Genomic DNA, 17,241 nt, shown 5'->3' with positions numbered 1-17,241 from the left:
GCCCGCCGCGGAAGCGGCGGGCGGCCGGCAGGGAGTGGGCCCGGGCGACACCTGCGTCCCCGCGTGAGGGGTGTGCGCCGCCGAGGCCGTCTCCACTGTGCCCTCTTTTGCTCGGTCCCGCTCCGCCGTACCGAGGCCACGTGTGCGGCGGTGCGGGGTGATCTGTGCTCGGGCGGCGGCGACGACCGGTTGGGTGACAAAGGCGTGCGCACTCCACGGAAAGCGTGGCAGAGCTGTTGCTTCCGGAGATATCCAGCGGAGGGTGTTTTAGGGTTAACTGATCGGAGTTGACCTTGAGCCTGAGGAGAGCGAGGCGTGCGTAACGCCGGAGCGTCCGGCGACCCGCCCACGGATCCCGCGGATCCGTCCGGAGCGGCGTCTCCCCCGCCGCGCGTACACCCGGTGCGCCGGGTCACGTCCCTGCCTCGAGGGGTGTCGGCGCTGCCCAAGGGGGTGTCGGCCGACCTCTTCGCCGAACCGCCCGCCCCGGTGGCGCCTGCCGCCCGGCCGTCCGGTGCGGGCGCCGTTCCGCCCGCACCGCCGATCGAGCCGTGGCCGGTGCCCGACCGCGCCGTCCGGGAGGAACCGGTCGTCGTCGCCGCACCGGACCTCGACCTGCTCGACCCGCCGAAGAAGGGCGGCATCCTCGGCCGCACGCTGATCGGCCTGGTGGCGCTGCTCGTCGTGCTCTATCTCGTGCCGGCCTTCACCATGACCGGGAAGGTCCTGCCCGGCACCAGCGTGCTCGGTGTGGACATCGGCGGCCAGAGCCGGACCGAGGCCGCCGCCACCCTGAACGAACGGTTGTACGCCCAGACCAGGACGCCGGTGATCGTACGGCAGGGCACGCGGCGGCTGACCGTGAACCCGGGGGACGCCGGTCTGTCGCTCGACGTCGAGGGGACGGTCCGCCGGGCGGTGACCGGCTTCCCGAGCCCGTGGGCGGTGTGGGCCGCGCTCACCGGCAGCCGTGAGGTGGAGCCCGTGGTGTCGGTCGACCGGCGCCGCCTCGACGACCTGGTGGGGGACATCGCCGACCGGCTGGACAACCCGGCGCGGGAGGGCGGCGTCTCGTTCGACGGAGTCACCCCGGTCCCGGTCTATCCCCGGGTGGGCCGCGTCCTCGACCGGAAGGTCACCGCCGACCAGATTGTGAGGGGATACCTCGACCCCGAGATCGTCGTGGTGGCGCCCACGCTGCGGGACCTGCCGCACATCACCCGCGCCGAGGTGCACCGGGCCCTGCGCTGGGCGAGCCGGGCGGTGGCCGCGCCGCTCACGCTGACCAACGGGACCCGCTCCGTCTCCCTGCCGCCGGCCGTGGTGGCACGGCACCTGACGTTCACGCCGGACGGCGCGGTCCTGCGTCCCCGCTTCGACGCCGTCGCGGCGGCCACGCCCGTCGCGCCGAGGCTGCTCGACCCCGGGCGGGCGTCCCGCGACGCCTCCTTCACGATCAGGAGCGGGCGGCCGGCGCTGGTCGGCGCGAGGCCGGGGGAGCGCGTGGACACCGACCGCCTCGCGGCCGACGTGGTGACCGCTCTTGGCGCCGGTGATCGTACGGTGGCCGTGCGGGTCGTGGACGGGCCGCCGCGGAGCGGCGACGACGACGTGCGCCGTATGGGGATCAAGGAGGAGGTCGGCCGTTTCACGACCTCCTACGCCTGCTGCCCGGAGCGCGCCGGAAACATCCGGGCCGCGGCCGCGCTCCTGGACGGCCGCCTGGTCCCTCCGGGGGAGACCTTCTCCTTCAACGAGGCGCTCGGGCGGCGCGACGCGGAGGCGGGGTTCGACGGCATCGTCCCCACGCTGATCGACGGGAAGGCCGGCACGGACGCGCCAGGGATGTCCCAGGTCGCGACCACCCTGCTGAACGCGGTGATCCGGGCCGGGCTGCGGGTCGCCGAGCACACCCCGCCCGAGGTCCACGCCCCGCAGTTGCCGGTGGGCACCGAGGCCGCGGTGTCCTTCCCCGACCCGGACCTGCGGTGGAGGAACGACTCGCCGTACGGCGTGTTCGTCCAGGCGTCGGCCACCGGCACGTCGCTGGACATCGCGTTGTGGAGCACCCGGCGGTACGAGGTGGACCTGCAGGGGCCGGTCTCCGGCGCCCAGGTCACGCTGCCGCCGATGACCGGGCACGGGCCCGGCTGCGTCGAGGCGCCGGGGCAGCCCGGGTTCACCGCCACCGTGACCCGCGTGCTGCGGCAGGGCGGCGAGGTCGTCTCCCGGCAGACCTTCCGGACCTCCTACCGGGCCCAGGCCAAGGTCGTCTGCCGTGCGGCCAAGGGGCGCGGCGGCGACCGCGGAAAAGGCCAGGGCCAGGGGCAGGGCTCAGGACGGAAACAAGGGCAAGGCCAGGGGCAAGGCCAGGGGCAAGGGCAGAGAAAGGGATCAGGACGGGGGCGCGGCGGCAACCAGAAGAATGCGATCGTCGCCGTCCCGGGGGGAACCCCGTCCGTCGCGGTTGCTGGTGCTCACCCACAGGGTTCCGTCGGGCGCGGCGGCCACCGCGCGCAGCCGGCCGTATTCGCCGTCGTAAAGCGCGGTGGGCCGCCCGGCGCGTCCTGACCCGTCCACCGGCACCCGCCACAGCCGCTGGCCGCGCAGGGCGGCGGCCCACAGCGCGCCCCGCGCGTACGCGAGACCGGACGGCGACGCCTGGTCGGTCGACCAGGTCAGCAGGGGATCGGCGTATTCGGGACGGCCGCCCACGCCCTCGACCTCCGGCCAGCCGTAGTCGCGGCCCTTCTCGATGAGGTTGATCTCGTCGTAGGTGTTCTGGCCGAACTCGGTGGCGTACATGTGGCCGCGCTCGTCCCAGGCGAGCCCCTGAACGTTGCGGTGGCCGTACGACCAGACCAGCGTGCCGAAGGGGTTGCCCGGGGCGGGCCGGCCGTCGGGGGTCATGCGCAGGATCTTGCCGCCCAGCGCGTTCCGGTCCTGGGCCATGCCGCGCTCGCCGGTCTCCCCGGTGGAGGCGTAGAGGTAGCCGTCGGGCCCGAAGGCGAGGCGGCCCCCGTTGTGGATGGCCCCCTTCGGGATGCCGGTGACGATCACGCGGCGCTCGGAGAGCCGCCCGTCGTAGCGGTAGCGGACGATCCGGTTGTCGTCGCCGGAGGTCAGGTAGACGAAGACGTGGTGGTCGGTCGCGTAGCGGGGCGAGACGGCCACGCCCAGCAGGCCGCCCTCGCCGCTCGCCGACACCCCCTCGATCACGCCCGCCTCGTGGACCCGGCCCTCCGGCGTGATCCGCAGCAGCCGTGCCGACTCGCGCTCGGTCACCAGCGCGTCGCCGCCGGGCAGGAACGCGATCGCCCAGGGGACCGAGAGCCCGCGGACCAGCGTGCGCGGCCGGCCCGGGGCGACGGCGGTCGCGGCGCCGTCCGGACCGGGCTCCGTGCCCGCGCCGGAGTCGCCGGAGCTGCCCGAGTCGCCCGAGTCGCCGGAGCCGCCGGTGGCGCTCGCGGCGGGCAGCGGCGGGGGAGTCCTGCCCGCCTCTCCGCCCTGCCCGCACCCCGCGACCACCGGCAGGGCGACCGCCAGCAGCGCCGCCGACAGTCTCGCCATCGACAGGGCAGTGCCCGCGCCGTGCCTGTCCGTCATCACCGTGACCTCCTCGTCCACCCTTACTCGCGGGCCGTCGCGATGGTTCCCTAGGTTGTTGCCTGTGAACATCTGGGTCGCCACACAGGACATCGCCGACGATCTGTCCACCCTGCCGGACGGGCTGCCCGTCCCCGACCGGAAGGTCTACGACGGGACGGGCCCGCTGCCGGGACCGCCCGAGGAGGTGGAGATCTGGGTGCCGCCGCTGGTCCCGGTGCCGGGCATCCCCGGCCTGCTGGGCCGCATGGGCAACCTCCGCCTGCTGCAGACCGTGACGGCGGGGGTCGAGCCGTACCTGCCGCACCTCCCGCCGAAGGCGGTGCTGTGCAACGCGCGCGGGGTCCACGACGCGGGTACGGCGGAGTGGGCGGTGGGCGCGATGATCGCGATGCGGCGGGACTTCCCCGGCTTCGTGACCGCGCAGGCGCGCGGGGAGTGGACCTACCACCACACCGGGGTCCTCGCCGACTCCACCGTGCTGATCGTCGGGTACGGCTCGATCGGCGAGGCGCTGGAACGGCGCCTCGCCGGGTTCGAGGTGGAGATCGTCCGGGTGGCGCGGACGGCCCGGGACAACGTCCACGGCCAGGACGAGCTTCCCGCGCTGCTCCCGCACGCCGACGTGGTCGTGCTGCTCGTGCCCGCCACCACGAGCACGGCCGGCCTGGTGGACGCGGAGTTCCTCGCCCGGATGAAGGACGGCGCGCTGCTGGTGAACGCGGCGCGCGGATCGGTGGTGGACGGCGACGCACTGCTGGCCGAACTGCGGGCGGGCAGGCTGCGGGCGGCCCTCGACGTGACGCCGGTCGAGCCGCTGCCCTCCGATCACCCTCTGTGGACCGCGCCGGGGGTCTTCATCACGCCGCACGTGGCCGGCAGCACACCCGCCTCCGTCCGGCGTACGCGCGAACTGGTGCGCGAGCAGATCATCCGTCATCTGACGGGCCGGCCCCTCGCTAACATGATCACCGGGCATTACTGACCGCTCCGTTAAGGATTCCGGAACGTGGCTGCGCCGTGACCTGGGGTGCGTAGGGTGAGGCTCATCGTGCACGGCTTGGTTATCAGATCGGTGACGACTCGTCGGTTGTCCTCCTCTCGATCAGCGGCTGTGCGCACACTGGCCATGTGACAGGGAGAGTAAAGCCGAGTCGAGGACGGGAGGGGCAGTGACGGCACACCCCACCGGAACCGGCGACGCTGACGCGACTCCGGACCCCGCCGAAACCCCGGAAGGCGCCTCCGCCACGGGTGAGGCGGCGACAGGTGCAGAGGCGACGCACGTGAACGTCAGGCGCGACCCCAGGGTCCCCCTCACCACCGCCGCCGGGCTCGGCGCGGTGGCGATCGTCGTGGCTCTGATCACCGGGGGTTCCGCCCCGGTGGTGACCGCGGTCGCGGGAGTCGTCACCGGTCTCCTCGCGGCGGTGTCGCTGATCATGGCCGCCTCCCGCGTGACTCCCGGTCACCGGCGCCAGCCCGCCGCCTGGCGGTGGATGACCGCCGGATCGCTCACCTGGCTCCTCGGCGTGGGCGTCCGCCCGGTGGCCGACGGCACGCCGTTCGTGCTCACTTTCGCCGACCTGCTCATCCTCGCCGGATCGGTGCTGCTCGCGATCGGCTGCGGTCTGTCCGTGAAACCCCCGGCGTACACGCGGGGGGTGATCCGCCAGGCCGCCGACGCCTATCTCGGCGCGGCGTCCGTGTTCGCCGTGGCCTGGGTCGCCGTGCTCGGCCCGGCGTTCCGCCGTACGGAGGACACCGGCGCGTTCTTCGCCGCGCTCGCGCTCCCCGTGATCTGCCTGCTCGCGACCTGCGCGGTGACGCCCGCGGTGGCCGCGTCCCGGTCGGGCAACCGGGTGGTCGGGCTCACCGGCGTCGGGGTGCTCGCCGCGATAACCGTCGCGGAGCTGGCGACCGCGCTCGCCCGGCTCGGCGGCGACCATCCGCCCCTCGTCGCCGGACTCCTCGTGCCCGCCCTGCTGCTCGTCCTCGCCGTCACGCCGTGGGTGGAGCAGGACCGGCCGGCGAGGCCGCTGACCGCGGCGGTGACCGCCGCCACCCCGCTCGTGCTGGTCGCCGTCGCGACGCTGGTCGCCACCCTGCACGCCGTCGGGGGCACCCGCGACGCCGCCCTCGCGATCGTGGCCGCCACGGTCGTGCTCGTCCTGCTCGGCCGCCTGTTCGTGCTGCTGGTCGAGACCGCGGGCATGCGCCGCCTCGTCGACGTGGGGGAGCAGCAACTGCGGCGGCTCGCCGAGAACACCGGCGACGTGGTGCTCGTCTGCGACCCCGAGGGGATCGTCCAGGAGGCGGGTCCCGGCCTTGAGGCGACGTACGGCTACCGCCCGGAGGACCTCGCCTTCCGGCCGATCTTCGACTACGTCCACCCCGAGGACCTCCCGGCCGTGCAGGCGCTGATCAGCCGTATGGCGGACGAGGACGACGGGCCGGAGCAGGAGGGCGGCACCCGTGTCTCCTGCCGCTTCCGGGCCTCCGACGGCACCTGGCGGCCGACCGAGACGGTCGCCGCCCGGCACGTACGCGACGACGACCTCGTCCTGGTCACGATCCGTGACCTGAGCGACCAGGTCGCGCTGCGCAACCAGGTCACCCATCTGACCTTCCACGACGGGGTCACCGGGCTGCCCAACCGGGCCTACTTCGAGGAGCGGGCCCGCGACGTGCTCACGCGCCGCGGCGCGGCCGGCACCGCGGTGATCTTCCTGGACCTCGACGGCTTCACCGCCGTCAACGACTCCGTCGGGCACGCGAGCGGCGACCACCTGCTCGGCCAGGCCGCCCGCCGCCTGCGGTCCGCCGTACGGGCCGACGACACGCTGGGCCGGTGGGGCGGGGACGAGTTCGCGGTCCTCCTGGAGGGGGGCGCGTCGGGCGGCAGCATGTCGGGCGGCACTGTGGGCGGCGCCGACGCGCAGACCGCCATCGACCTGGCCGAGCGGCTCGTCCGCGCGGTCTCCAACGAGCCCTTCCGGGTGGCCGACCGGGACATCGCGCTGACGGCCAGCGTCGGCGTCGCCTTCGCCGAGGAGGGTCTGCCCTCCGGGGACCTGCTGCGCAACGCCGACGTGGCGATGTCGCGGGCCAAGGAGCTCGGCGGGCGCCGGGTGGAGGTCTTCGCCACCCACATGCACGCCGACGTCGTACGCCGCCTGGAGATCGCCTCGGACCTGCAGCGGGCGCTGATGGAGAACCAGTTCGCGATCGAGTACCAGCCGGTCGTCGACCTCGCCACGTCGCGGGTGACCGCCGTCGAGGCGCTGATCCGCTGGTGGCGTGGAGGCACGTTCGTGCCGCCGGAGCAGTTCCTCGGCCCGGCCGAGGACACCGGGATCATCGTGCCGCTGAGCGAGTGGATCCTGCGCGAGGCGTGTCAGGAGGTGGCGGCCTGGCGCGCGTCGTCCTGGGACATCGGGCTGGCGCTGAACCTGTCCGCACGGCAGATCATGGCGCCGCGCTTCGTGGAGACCGTGTCGGAGGCGCTGAGCGACAGCGGGCTGCCGGCCAGCGCGCTCACCCTCGAAGTCATCGAGGAGATGCTGGTCGAGGACGCCGGCGAGATGATCGGCAGGCTGTCGGAGCTGAGAACCCTTGGCGTACGGCTGGCCATCGACGACTTCGGCACCGGCTACGCGTCGCTCGCGTTCCTGCGCCAGCTTCCGGTCGACATGATCAAGATCGATCCGTCCTTCGTCTCCGGGCTGGGGCGCGACGACACGCTGACCCTGCTGACGCGGACCATCGTGCAGCTCGGCAACGATCTCGGCCTGATCGTCGTCGCCGAGGGCATCGAACGTCCCGAGCAGCTCGACCTGCTCCGTAAAATGGGCTGCACGCGTGGGCAGGGCTACCTGGTCGCCCGCCCGATGACCGCCCGCGGAGTCGACGACCTCATGCCGGGCACCACCCTCCAGAACACCGCCTAGCCGGGAAACACCGAGCGAGCCGGAGGGGCGCGCCGCCGGTCTGGACTGAGGAGCGAGGGACGAGCGACGAGGGAAGACGGCGGGTGTGAGCGCGCCGACGGTGAAGCGGGAAACACCGAGCGAGCCGGAGGGAAGACGCCGGGTGTGAGCGCGCCGACGGTGAAGCGGGAAACACCGAGCGAGCCGGAGGGGCGCGCCGCCGGTCTGGACTGAGGCGCGAGGGACGAGCGACGAGGGAAGACGGCGGGTGTGAGCGCGCCGACGGTGAAGCGGGAAACACAGTCTTGGATGGTGAGATGGGCGTCCCAGATGATTTGACGTGAGGGCGGTCATCGGACATCGTTGTAGCCATGAATCGCGGTGGGATCCTCGTAGTACTTCGCAGGCGCGCAGCCTGACGAAGCCCTCAGTCCTGCGCGCGCCCCAGCTCCGCCCAGCGGAACGGGGCATTTTTTATGCCGGTAGAAGACCAGCCACCAGCACAGCCACCACAAGCTCAGCCACAAGGAACGAGCCGATGACCGAAAAGATGACAGGTGCACAGGCCCTGGTGCGGGCACTGGAGCACGTCGGGGTCGACACGGTGTTCGGGATCCCGGGCGGCGCCATTCTCCCCGCCTACGATCCCCTCTACGACTCGACCAAGGTCAGGCACGTGCTCGTACGGCACGAGCAGGGCGCCGGCCACGCGGCCGAGGGCTATGCGCAGGCGACCGGCAGGGTCGGGGTGTGCATGGCCACCAGCGGCCCGGGGGCGACCAACCTCGTCACCGCCATCGCGGACGCCTACATGGACTCGGTGCCGATCGTCGCGATCACCGGGCAGGTCGCGACCCCGCTCATCGGGACCGACGCCTTCCAGGAGGCGGACATCTCCGGCATCACCATGCCGATCACCAAGCACAACTTCCTGGTCACCAACGCGGAGGACATCCCGCGGACGATCGCCGAGGCGTTCCACATCGCCGCCACCGGCCGCCCCGGGCCGGTCCTGGTGGACATCGCCAAGGACGCCCTGACGGCGACGACCACGTTCTCCTGGCCCCCGGTCATGCAGCTGCCCGGTTACCGCCCGGTGACCCGGCCGCACTCCAAGCAGATCCGCGAGGCCGCCCGGCTGATGACGGAGGCGAAGCGGCCGGTGCTCTACGTCGGCGGCGGCGTGCACAAGGCGCGGGCGTCGGCCGAGCTGCTGGAGCTGGCCGAGCTGACCGGCATCCCGGTGGTCACCACGCTCATGGCGCGCGGCACCTTCCCCGACAGCCACCCCCAGCACATGGGCATGCCCGGCATGCACGGCAGCGTCTCGGCGGTCGGCGCCCTCCAGCGCTCGGACCTGCTGATCGCGCTCGGCACGCGGTTCGACGACCGCGTCACCGGCCGGCTGGACAGCTTCGCCCCGCACGCCAAGGTCATCCACGCCGACATCGACCCGGCGGAGATCTCCAAGAACCGCCACGCCGACGTGCCGATCGTGGGCGACTGCCGCGAGGTGATCGGTGACCTGACCAACGCGGTCCGCACCGAGCAGGCCGACGGGCGCAAGGGCGACTACGCCGACTGGTGGCAGCTCCTCAACGGTTACAAGGAGACCTACCCCCTGGGCTACGAGGAGTTCGCCGACGGCTCGCTGGCCCCGCAGTACGTCATCGAGCGGGTGAGCGCACTGGTGGGCCCGGAGGCGATCTACACGGCGGGCGTGGGCCAGCACCAGATGTGGACCGCGCAGTTCGTCAGGTACGAGCACCCAGGGACGTTCATCAACTCCGGCGGCGCCGGCACGATGGGCTTCGCGGTCCCGGCGGCGATGGGCGCGAAGATGGGGTGCCCGGACAAGGTCGTGTGGGCGATCGACGGCGACGGCTGCTTCCAGATGACCAACCAGGAGCTGGCCACCTGCGCCATCGAGGGCGTGCCGATCAAGGTCGCCGTCATCAACAACGGCAACCTCGGCATGGTCCGCCAGTGGCAGACGCTGTTCTACGACGAGCGGTACTCCAACACCGACCTGCAGCAGGTCAAGCGGATTCCGGACTTCGTGAAGCTCGCCGAGGCGTACGGTTGTGTCGGCCTGCGGTGCGAGCGGCCGGAGGACGTTGACGCGACCATCGCCAAGGCGATGGAGATCAACGACGTGCCGGTCGTGATCGACTTCGTCGTCCACAAGGACGCCATGGTCTGGCCGATGGTCGCCGCCGGCACCAGCAACGACGACATCAAGTACGCCCGCGACATGGCGCCGAACTGGGAGGGCGGAGAATGAGCGCGATCCCGTCCCGTCCCGAGCCCGGCCCGCAGCACGAGGAGATGGCATGAGCGAGCGCAGCGAGCGAATCAGTGAACACAGCGTCTGGCTCAGGCCACTCCGAGCCGAAGGCGAGGAGGTGGCATGAGCCGCCATACGCTGTCCGTCTTGACGGAGAACAAGCCGGGTGTGCTGGCCCGGGTCGCCGCGTTGTTCAGCCGCCGCGGCTTCAACATCGACTCGCTGGCGGTCGGGCCGACCGAGCACGACGACATCTCGCGGATGACCATCGTCGTGAACGTCGAGGAACTCCCGCTGGAGCAGGTCACCAAACAGCTCAACAAGCTGGTCAACGTCATCAAGATCGTCGAGCTCGACAACAGCCAGTCGGTGCAGCGCGAGCTGATGTTGATCAAGGTGAGGACCGACTCCGAGAGCCGGTCCCACGTTCTCGAACTCGTGAACCTCTTCCGGGCGCGCTGCGTGGACGTGGCCCCGGACGCGGTCACGATCGAGGTCACCGGGACGACCGACAAGCTGGACGCGTTCGTCCGGGTCCTTGAGCCGTACGGCATCAAGGAGCTCGTGCAGTCGGGCATGGTGGCCATCGGCCGCGGCGCCCGTTCCATCACCGACCGCTCGCTCCGCGCGATCGACCGCAGCGCATAGCGCCGCGGTGGGACCGTACGGCGCGAGGGAAACTGTTCGAAAGGCAAGCATGTGACTGAGATCTTCTACGACGACGACGCCGACCTGTCGATCATCCAGGGCCGCCACGTCGCGGTGCTGGGCTACGGCAGCCAGGGCCACGCGCACGCGCTGAGCCTGCGCGACTCGGGCGTCGACGTCCGGGTCGGTCTGCCCGAGGGTTCCAAGAGCCGGGAGAAGGCCGAGGCCGACGGGCTGCGCGTGCTGTCGCCGGGCGAGGCCGTCGAAGAGGCCGACCTCACGATGATCCTCGCGCCGGACCACATCCAGCGGCACCTGTACGCCGAGCACGTCGCGCCGAACCTCGTCGAGGGCGACGCGCTGTTCTTCGGCCACGGCCTCAACATCCGCTACGGCCTCATCGAGGCCCCGTCGGGTGTCGACGTCGCGATGGTGGCGCCGAAGGGCCCCGGTCACCTCGTCCGCCGTCAGTACGCCGCCGGCCGCGGCGTGCCCTGTCTGGTCGCCGTCGAGCGTGACGCCACCGGCAGCGCGTGGCCGCTCGTGCTGTCGTACGCCAAGGGCATCGGCGGCACCCGGGCCGGCGCGCTCAAGACGACCTTCACCGAGGAGACCGAGACCGACCTGTTCGGCGAGCAGGCCGTGCTGTGCGGCGGCGTCTCCGAGCTGATCAAGGCCGGGTTCGAGACCCTGATCGAGGCCGGCTACCAGCCGGAGGTCGCCTACTTCGAGTGCCTCCACGAGATGAAGCTGATCGTGGACCTGATGTACGAGGGCGGCGTCTCCAAGATGTACTGGTCGGTGTCCGACACCGCGGAGTACGGCGGTTACACCCGTGGCCCGCGCGTGGTGAACGAGGAGACCAAGAAGGAGATGCGCCGCATCCTGGACGAGGTCCAGGACGGTCGCTTCGCCCGCGAGCTGGTCGAGGAGTTCGACGGCGGGCAGACCAACTTCAAGCGTTACCGCGAGGAACTGGCCGTCCACCCCATCGAGGAGACCGGCGCCAAGCTCCGCCCGATGATGAGCTGGCTCAAGGGCGAGCAGGCCTGATCCTCCGCACCGGGGAGCGTCCGACGCGACCCGAGGCCCGTGTGACCGCGGCGCCGCTACCCGCCTGAGGGCGGGGAGCGGCGCCGCGTCGCGTTCACGACCCTCGCGAGCGGTCAGGCCGGCATGGAGACCAGGAACTCGCAGTCGCCGAAGGCCACCTCGTCGCCGGCCCTGACGGTGGCGGGGCCGACCAGCCGCCAGCCGTTCAACCTGGTGCCGTTCATCGAGCCGAGATCGACGAGCAGCCAGGAGTCGTCCTGCCGCCGTAGCTCCGCGTGCATCCGGGAGACGGTCAGGTCCGCGAGAACCAGGTCGCAGGCGGATCCGCGGCCGACCAGATAGCGCGCACGTCCGTCCGCGGGCAGGGCGAGGCGGGGCAGCCGCGGACGCCGCCAGGCGGTCTCGAGGCGGTTGCTCAGCTCCGACACGGAGGCGACCGCGTCGGTGATCCTTCTGCGCCAGCGCCCGCGCTGCGGGAGATCGGCGACCAGTTCGTCCAACTCGCCGCGGCTGCGCGCCCGAAGCGCCAGGTCAACCCGGCCGACGAAGGTCTCCATGGACAGGCGTCCTTCGGCGGCCCGGTCGCGGAGTTCGCTCAGCGCACGCTCGCGGTCCCCGTCGGAGGCGCGCACCGGGGGAGAGCTCATGACTGGAGTATCCGCCGCTGTGGTCCGAGGTGTCCAGAAGACGCCGTATTCCGCTGCCCTCGGAACCGTCGCGCACCCGTTCCCTTGCTGTGCGTGATCACATTTAAGCGGCCTTCAGGAAATCTGACAAGATCTGTTACCTCCAACATCAAGATCTTTGTCATGTACCGAATACGCATTCCGATCGGATAGATCCTCTTTGACACTCAATTTGTCGGCATTCCCTACTTAAGGAGAGACCGTTGGTCCGCTCCCTCCTCCGTGTCCGGTGGTTGACCGCCGCTCTCATCGTGGCCTGCGTCGCGGTGTTCGGCACGACCCCGGCGAACGCCGTTCCGCACCCCCCGAAGTCGGGTGTGACGACGGCAGGCGTGTACGCGCTCACCACGGGGTACAACGGCACCATCGGCAACACCCGTGGCTGGACGGTCACCTGGAAGGTCCCCGCCCTCAACAACGGCAGCACCGCCTGGGGTGCTATCGGGCAGTGGTACTACAACCTGGAGTCCGGCATCTACCGCGGGCCCAGCTCCTGGTCGGTCTACTACTACGGAGACGACAACGGCACGACCGGGAACAACTCGCTCTGCAACGCGAGCCTCTGGGGAAGCGGGGGCACCTGCACCGGCGTCATGACGAACCTCAACGTCGGACAGGAGCTCACCTTCATCTACGAGTGGTGTGACTCCAACCACTCGGCCAACGTGAACGGTTCCCTGATCTGCCTCTACGTCGACCTGAAGGACGGCAACGGCAGGCGCTTCCTGGCGGACGACAGCCGGACGACCGTGGAGATGTACGCCCACGACATCGAGGACTTCTCCGACTCCGGTTCCGCCTACCCGATCCCGCAGATCAGCTGCACCCAGCCGACCGTCATGGTCGCGCAGACGGTGAAGAACTCCTCCGGCACCTGGAGCAACATGACCGGCAGCCTGTGGAACTTCAACGACAGCACGCCGAACTACAAGTTCCAGAACACCAACACCTCGGCCAACCCGGCCACCTGGCAGTCGTGCACCGGCTGACCTGACCCGCACTGATCGGCACTGATCGGCACTGATCGGCACTGATCCCGGCCCGCGGCGCCGCCGCGGGCCGGGATTCGTGTCGGTGGGGTTCTACTGCTTGCCGAAGTCCTGCGTCCAGTAGTTGCCGGAGGCGGCGTATCCCACGCCGATGTCGGTGTAGGTGCAGTTGAGGATGTTCTGCCGGTGCCCGGAGCTGTTCATCCAGCCCTGCACCACCGCCTGGGCCGAGGGGTAGCCCATGGCGATGTTCTCGGCGGCGGCGCGGAAGGAGTAGCCCGCGGCCTTGATGCGGTCCGCGAAGGAGCGGCCGTCCTTCGACGTGTGGTCGAAGTACTTCTGCGCGGACATGTCGGCCGAGTGGCCGTACGCGGCGGTGCGAAGCCGCGCGTCGTGCTTCAGCGGGCCGCAGCCCGCCTTCGCCCGCTCGACGTTGGTGAGGCGTACGACCTCGTTCTCGACGGCGGTGCCCACCGTCGTGCCGCCCGTCGGAGAGGCGCTGGGCGCCTGACTGACGGTGGGCTTCGCGGACGGGCTGGGGGCGGGGGTCCCGGGAGTGGGAGTCGCCGGGCCGGTTGTGGGGGTGCTCGCCGAGGGACTCGGCACGGGCGTGGGGGAGGAGCAGTCGAGCCGCACCGGCTTCGACCGCGACACGTGGCCGCGGTAGTCGGTGACGAAGCTGTAGTAGACGCCGTCGACGCAGGTCGTGGTCACCGTGACGCGTGCGTTGCGGACCGCCTTCGAGCCGCTCTTGACCACGCGGTCGGGGCCCGGCCTGCTCTTCAGGATCCGGACCCGGAACCGGGCGCCGTTCTCGCAACCGGCCCGCGAGCCCGCCGCGCGGATCTTCCCGTCCACGGCGACGTACGGCTTCGCGGCGGCGACCCGGCAGCCCGCGTGCTGGGTCTCGGCCTGAGCGGGGCCGGCGGACACGCCGATGGCCACGACACTCCCGAGGCACAGGGCCGCTCCGAGCGCTCTGTTCACGATCATTCTCCAGTGGGGGTTAGACGCTGGGGAAGTCGTCATTATGGTGCGCTCCGACCTGACATGTCCGAAAAAATCACCCCAACCTCTAAAATATCTACCCTCCCTTAAGCCTCACTTATCCCCCGCACACCACACGATCTCGGACAATCTGCAGGTCACGGGCAGGTTACGGCGAGAGGGCCGCCTTAAGGCCGTCCCAAGCGTCCGGGAGCGCCTCGGGAGCGCCTCGGGAGGCGCGGCTCAGCGCTCCGGAGAGGTCTGGTCCTGCCGGGGAAGGGGGGCGGGCTGTTCCGGGTGCGCGTGCGCCATCGCCTCGGCCAGGCGGGCGGCGGTCAGGTCATACCGGAACGTCATCAGCACGCCGGCGAGCGTGATCAGGGCGGGCACCGCCGTCACGCCGATCATCACGGCGACGTGGGCGCTCTCGGGCTGAGTTACCGGGTGCTCGGGATCGGACGACAGGAAGCCTCCCGCGCTCAGCACCCAGCCGTAGATGGTCGCGCCCAGCGCCGCCACTGCGTTCTCCACGGCCGTCCACAGGCCCGTGAAGACGCCGCCCCTGCGCTCGCCGCTCACCACGCCGTCGTGGGCGATCACGTCGGCGAGCATGGAGTACTGCAGCAGCTGCAGACCGGCGTAGCCGATGCCGACGACCATCACGCACAGGTGCGCGTACAGGGCGCCGAGGGCCGGCGTCGCGAGGAGCAGCAGCCCGCCGCCCGCGAACATCGTGCCGGAGAGGATCATCGCGCCGCGTTTGTCGAGCCGGCGGGCCAGCCACACCCACAGCGGCATGGTGACCAGCATCGGGCCGACCAGCGCCGCGAAGAGCGTGGTGGTGGCCTTCGGGTCGCCGATGATGTAGGCGGCGAAGTAGGGCGAACCAGCCAGCATCACGCCCACCGCGAGCGTCTGCGCCGAGCTCAGCCCGAGCAGCCACATGAACGGCCTGCTCGTACGGGCCGCGGCGAGTTGCTCCCGCAGCGTCCCCTCGGACTTCTGCTGCCCGGTGAAGGGGGCGCGGGCGGTGCCGAAGAACGAGGCCAGCATCGAGGCGAGCAGGACGAGGCCGAAGACGACGCCCATGGTCCGGTATCCCCCGGCCGTCCCGCCGGCGATCATGGGCGCGAGGATGCCGCTCATCGCGATCGAGATCGCGATGAGGACCATGCGCCACTGCAGCAGCGAGGTCCGCTCGTGGTAGTCCGTGGTCATCTCCGCCGGCATCGCCTTGTACGGCACCTCGTACAGGGCGTATCCGGTCGCGGCGGCCAGGAAGGTGAGACCGACGTACACGGCGGCGGGAGCCCCGGTCAGCGGCGGCCCGGCGAACATCAGGGCGAACGACACAGGCAGCACGACCGCCCCGGCGAGCAGCCAGGGACGGCGGGGACCCCAGCGCGAGACCGTGCGGTCCGACCAGCGGCCGACCAGCGTGTTGGCGACCAGGTCCCACGCCTTGGGGAGGAAGAGCACGACGCCCGCGAGCGCGGCCGGCACCGCCAGCACGTTCGTCATGTAGAAGAGCAGCAGCAGCCCGGGGATCGTGGAGAAGTTGGCCGTGCAGAACGAGCCGACGGCGTACCCGAGGCGCACACCGAGGGACACTGCGGAGGGGGAGGGCGTCGCCGCGGTGGGGGCCATTGCGTCATTCAAGCCGAGCGCGGGCCCGGCCGGAAGATCTCCCCGGCAACGGTTCGGCGGCTAACGGCTCCGCCGGGACGGCGGGGCGGGAAAGCCGGTCCGCCGCCGGGGCGGACCGGCGCCGCCCGGCGCGAGCGGGACGGCGTCACGAACTCCGTGCCCGCGGACCCATGGGAAGCGGGCCCGCGGGCACGACGTTCAGTCGCGTACGTCGGGGCAGACGACGTGCGCGCCGATCTCGATCAGGCGGCGCTCGGTGTGCGCGTCGGCGACGCGGGCCATGAGCACCGGAGCCTCGCTCGCCGCGAGCTGCGGCAGCCGGGCGCGCACCCGGCGGTGCAGTTCCTTCACGATGTCGTCGGCGACGGGAGTGCGCACCTTGACGTGCAGCATGATCCCCCACAGGCCCGCGGCGGTCCGCGCCTCGCAGATCCACACGTGGTGGACGAGTGGATACTCGCGCAGCAGCTCGCCTATCGCCACCCGGAGCGCGGGCAGGATCGGGTGGCTCGACCTGCGGTAGCCGGGGTCGACGACCTGCATCGCCCCCGACAGGTGCTGGCGGGGCGCCGGGATCCACTGCGACGGCAGCCCCGTGGGCGCGGCCGGAGCCGGGGCGGGCGGCGGAGCGGCCGGGCGCGCGGCCTGCGCGCGGGTCACGGTCGCCATCGCCCCCGTGGCGTACGCCGTGGGGACGGGCGAGCCCAGGGCCGACAGGGCCGGCGTGGGGCCGGTGCGGGTCGCCTCCAGGTAACGCCGCAGGTCGTCGATCGGCACCGCGGCGGCGGCGGGGCCGGCCGCGTCGATCACGATCTCCCGCACGCCGGTGACGCGCTGGATGTCGAGGACGGTGTCGGCGTCGCACGCCGACAGGGAGTGACTGCCACGGTGCCGGGCGTACGTCGCCTCGGACGTGTAGCCGAGCAGAACGCGTTCGCCGTTCTGCGTCGTGCCGAGCACCACGGAGCGGTCGGGTCGGACCGCCACCAGGATGCCCCACTCCGCGAGGGCCGCCAGGAGTTGCCGGGGGCTGCCATGTCGCGCGAGAACGTCGCCCAGGGAGGGGTTCCCGATGCTCATAGCCAGAACGATAGGGACTGGACCATGGCGAATCAGGCTAATCCCCAAGAATAGGTGCGATCAATACCAAGATGGCGACAGTCCGGATGGGATCTCCCGGGGTGGGGTACACCGACCGATCGGGCGTGTACATGAGGGAGTCTCATGACTCCCCTCCGTCATAATGGCACCCTCCGCCTCCGGCCGTTCCTCTGCGCCCGCCGGCCTGGCGGAACCAGCGGTGCCGAGGGGCCGATCTGAGACCGGGTCGTCGTGCCGCCGCGACGCCCGCGTGACGTCCGTCTCGTATGCCGGGCTCTCGTGAGGACTTTCACAAGCCCCGGATAGAC

General features: G+C 71.3%; 11 protein-coding genes and 1 pseudogene. 7 read left to right on the top strand and 5 right to left on the bottom strand.

All coding sequences use genetic code 11. From position 1 onward, the window contains the following. Positions 1-711: 711 nt before the first annotated feature. Positions 712-2,052, top strand: a pseudogene (locus Mam01_RS36785) (VanW family protein); the annotation flags it as partial. Positions 2,053-2,394: 342 nt separating this feature from the next. Here the strand turns inward: Mam01_RS36785 and Mam01_RS36780 are convergent. Then, positions 2,395-3,606, bottom strand: a complete 1,212-nt coding sequence (locus Mam01_RS36780; protein WP_239101455.1) for a PQQ-dependent sugar dehydrogenase — start codon at positions 3,604-3,606, stop codon at positions 2,395-2,397. Between the two features lie 64 nt (positions 3,607-3,670). Here Mam01_RS36780 and Mam01_RS20165 point away from each other — a divergent pair, with 64 nt between their 5' ends. From Mam01_RS20165 to ilvC, 5 genes are all read left to right on the top strand, one after another. Continuing rightward, entirely contained in the window at positions 3,671-4,591 is a 921-nt protein-coding gene (locus Mam01_RS20165; RefSeq protein ID WP_239101454.1) for a 2-hydroxyacid dehydrogenase, read from the top strand. Between the two features lie 301 nt (positions 4,592-4,892). After that, entirely contained in the window at positions 4,893-7,556 is a 2,664-nt protein-coding gene (locus tag Mam01_RS20160) for a putative bifunctional diguanylate cyclase/phosphodiesterase (protein WP_239101453.1), read from the top strand. Between the two features lie 319 nt (positions 7,557-7,875). Next, positions 7,876-9,819 carry an acetolactate synthase large subunit gene (locus tag Mam01_RS20155; RefSeq protein WP_275409052.1) on the top strand — a complete coding sequence of 648 codons (1,944 nt, stop codon included), beginning with the start codon at positions 7,876-7,878 and terminating at the stop codon, positions 9,817-9,819. Between the two features lie 126 nt (positions 9,820-9,945). Beyond that, positions 9,946-10,470 (top strand): acetolactate synthase small subunit, encoded by a 525-nt coding sequence (ilvN, locus tag Mam01_RS20150; protein WP_111698790.1) that lies wholly within the window; start codon positions 9,946-9,948, stop codon positions 10,468-10,470. Between the two features lie 51 nt (positions 10,471-10,521). Continuing rightward, positions 10,522-11,523 (top strand): ketol-acid reductoisomerase, encoded by a 1,002-nt coding sequence (gene ilvC, locus Mam01_RS20145; protein WP_507762934.1) that lies wholly within the window; start codon positions 10,522-10,524, stop codon positions 11,521-11,523. A 113-nt stretch (positions 11,524-11,636) separates the two neighbouring features. On the opposite strand, the gene Mam01_RS20140 is transcribed toward ilvC, so the two are convergent. Then, positions 11,637-12,170, bottom strand: coding sequence for an FHA domain-containing protein (locus tag Mam01_RS20140; protein ID WP_150935476.1), 534 nt, complete (start codon positions 12,168-12,170; stop codon positions 11,637-11,639). Between the two features lie 242 nt (positions 12,171-12,412). On the opposite strand from Mam01_RS20140, the gene Mam01_RS20135 reads away from it, so the two are divergent. Further along, on the top strand, positions 12,413-13,198 hold the full coding sequence (locus Mam01_RS20135) for a hypothetical protein (RefSeq protein ID WP_150935475.1): 786 nt from the start codon (positions 12,413-12,415) through the stop codon (positions 13,196-13,198). A 93-nt stretch (positions 13,199-13,291) separates the two neighbouring features. Here Mam01_RS20135 and Mam01_RS37380 read toward each other — a convergent pair whose 3' ends face one another. The 3 genes from Mam01_RS37380 to Mam01_RS20120 form a co-directional block, all read right to left on the bottom strand. Beyond that, on the bottom strand, positions 13,292-14,185 hold the full coding sequence (locus tag Mam01_RS37380) for a CAP domain-containing protein (RefSeq protein ID WP_204286806.1): 894 nt from the start codon (positions 14,183-14,185) through the stop codon (positions 13,292-13,294). Positions 14,186-14,428: 243 nt separating this feature from the next. Continuing rightward, positions 14,429-15,832, bottom strand: a complete 1,404-nt coding sequence (locus tag Mam01_RS20125; RefSeq protein WP_204286805.1) for an MFS transporter — start codon at positions 15,830-15,832, stop codon at positions 14,429-14,431. Positions 15,833-16,030: 198 nt separating this feature from the next. Next, the gene (locus Mam01_RS20120) at positions 16,031-16,912 is read right to left on the bottom strand and encodes a hypothetical protein (RefSeq protein ID WP_204286804.1); all 882 of its coding nucleotides are present in this window, start codon (positions 16,910-16,912) and stop codon (positions 16,031-16,033) included. Between the last annotated feature and the right edge of the window lie 329 nt (positions 16,913-17,241).

It is taken from the genome of Microbispora amethystogenes (assembly GCF_016863015.1).
In the GTDB taxonomy this organism is placed as follows: Bacteria; Actinomycetota; Actinomycetes; order Streptosporangiales; family Streptosporangiaceae; genus Microbispora; species Microbispora amethystogenes.
The sequence above is the reverse complement of the archived record's forward strand: the minus strand, read 5'-3'. Positions and strand labels throughout refer to the sequence as shown.

Excerpts from the sequence above, each read along its gene's own strand:
- Mam01_RS36780 (WP_239101455.1), bottom strand. The coding sequence starts at position 3,606 with ATGACGGACAGGCACGGCGCGGGCACTGCCCTGTCGATGGCGAGACTG.
- Mam01_RS20125 (WP_204286805.1), bottom strand. The coding sequence starts at position 15,832 with ATGGCCCCCACCGCGGCGACGCCCTCCCCCTCCGCAGTGTCCCTCGGT.
- Mam01_RS20120 (WP_204286804.1), bottom strand. The coding sequence starts at position 16,912 with ATGAGCATCGGGAACCCCTCCCTGGGCGACGTTCTCGCGCGACATGGC.
- Mam01_RS20140 (WP_150935476.1), bottom strand. The coding sequence starts at position 12,170 with ATGAGCTCTCCCCCGGTGCGCGCCTCCGACGGGGACCGCGAGCGTGCG.
- ilvN (WP_111698790.1), top strand. The coding sequence starts at position 9,946 with ATGAGCCGCCATACGCTGTCCGTCTTGACGGAGAACAAGCCGGGTGTG.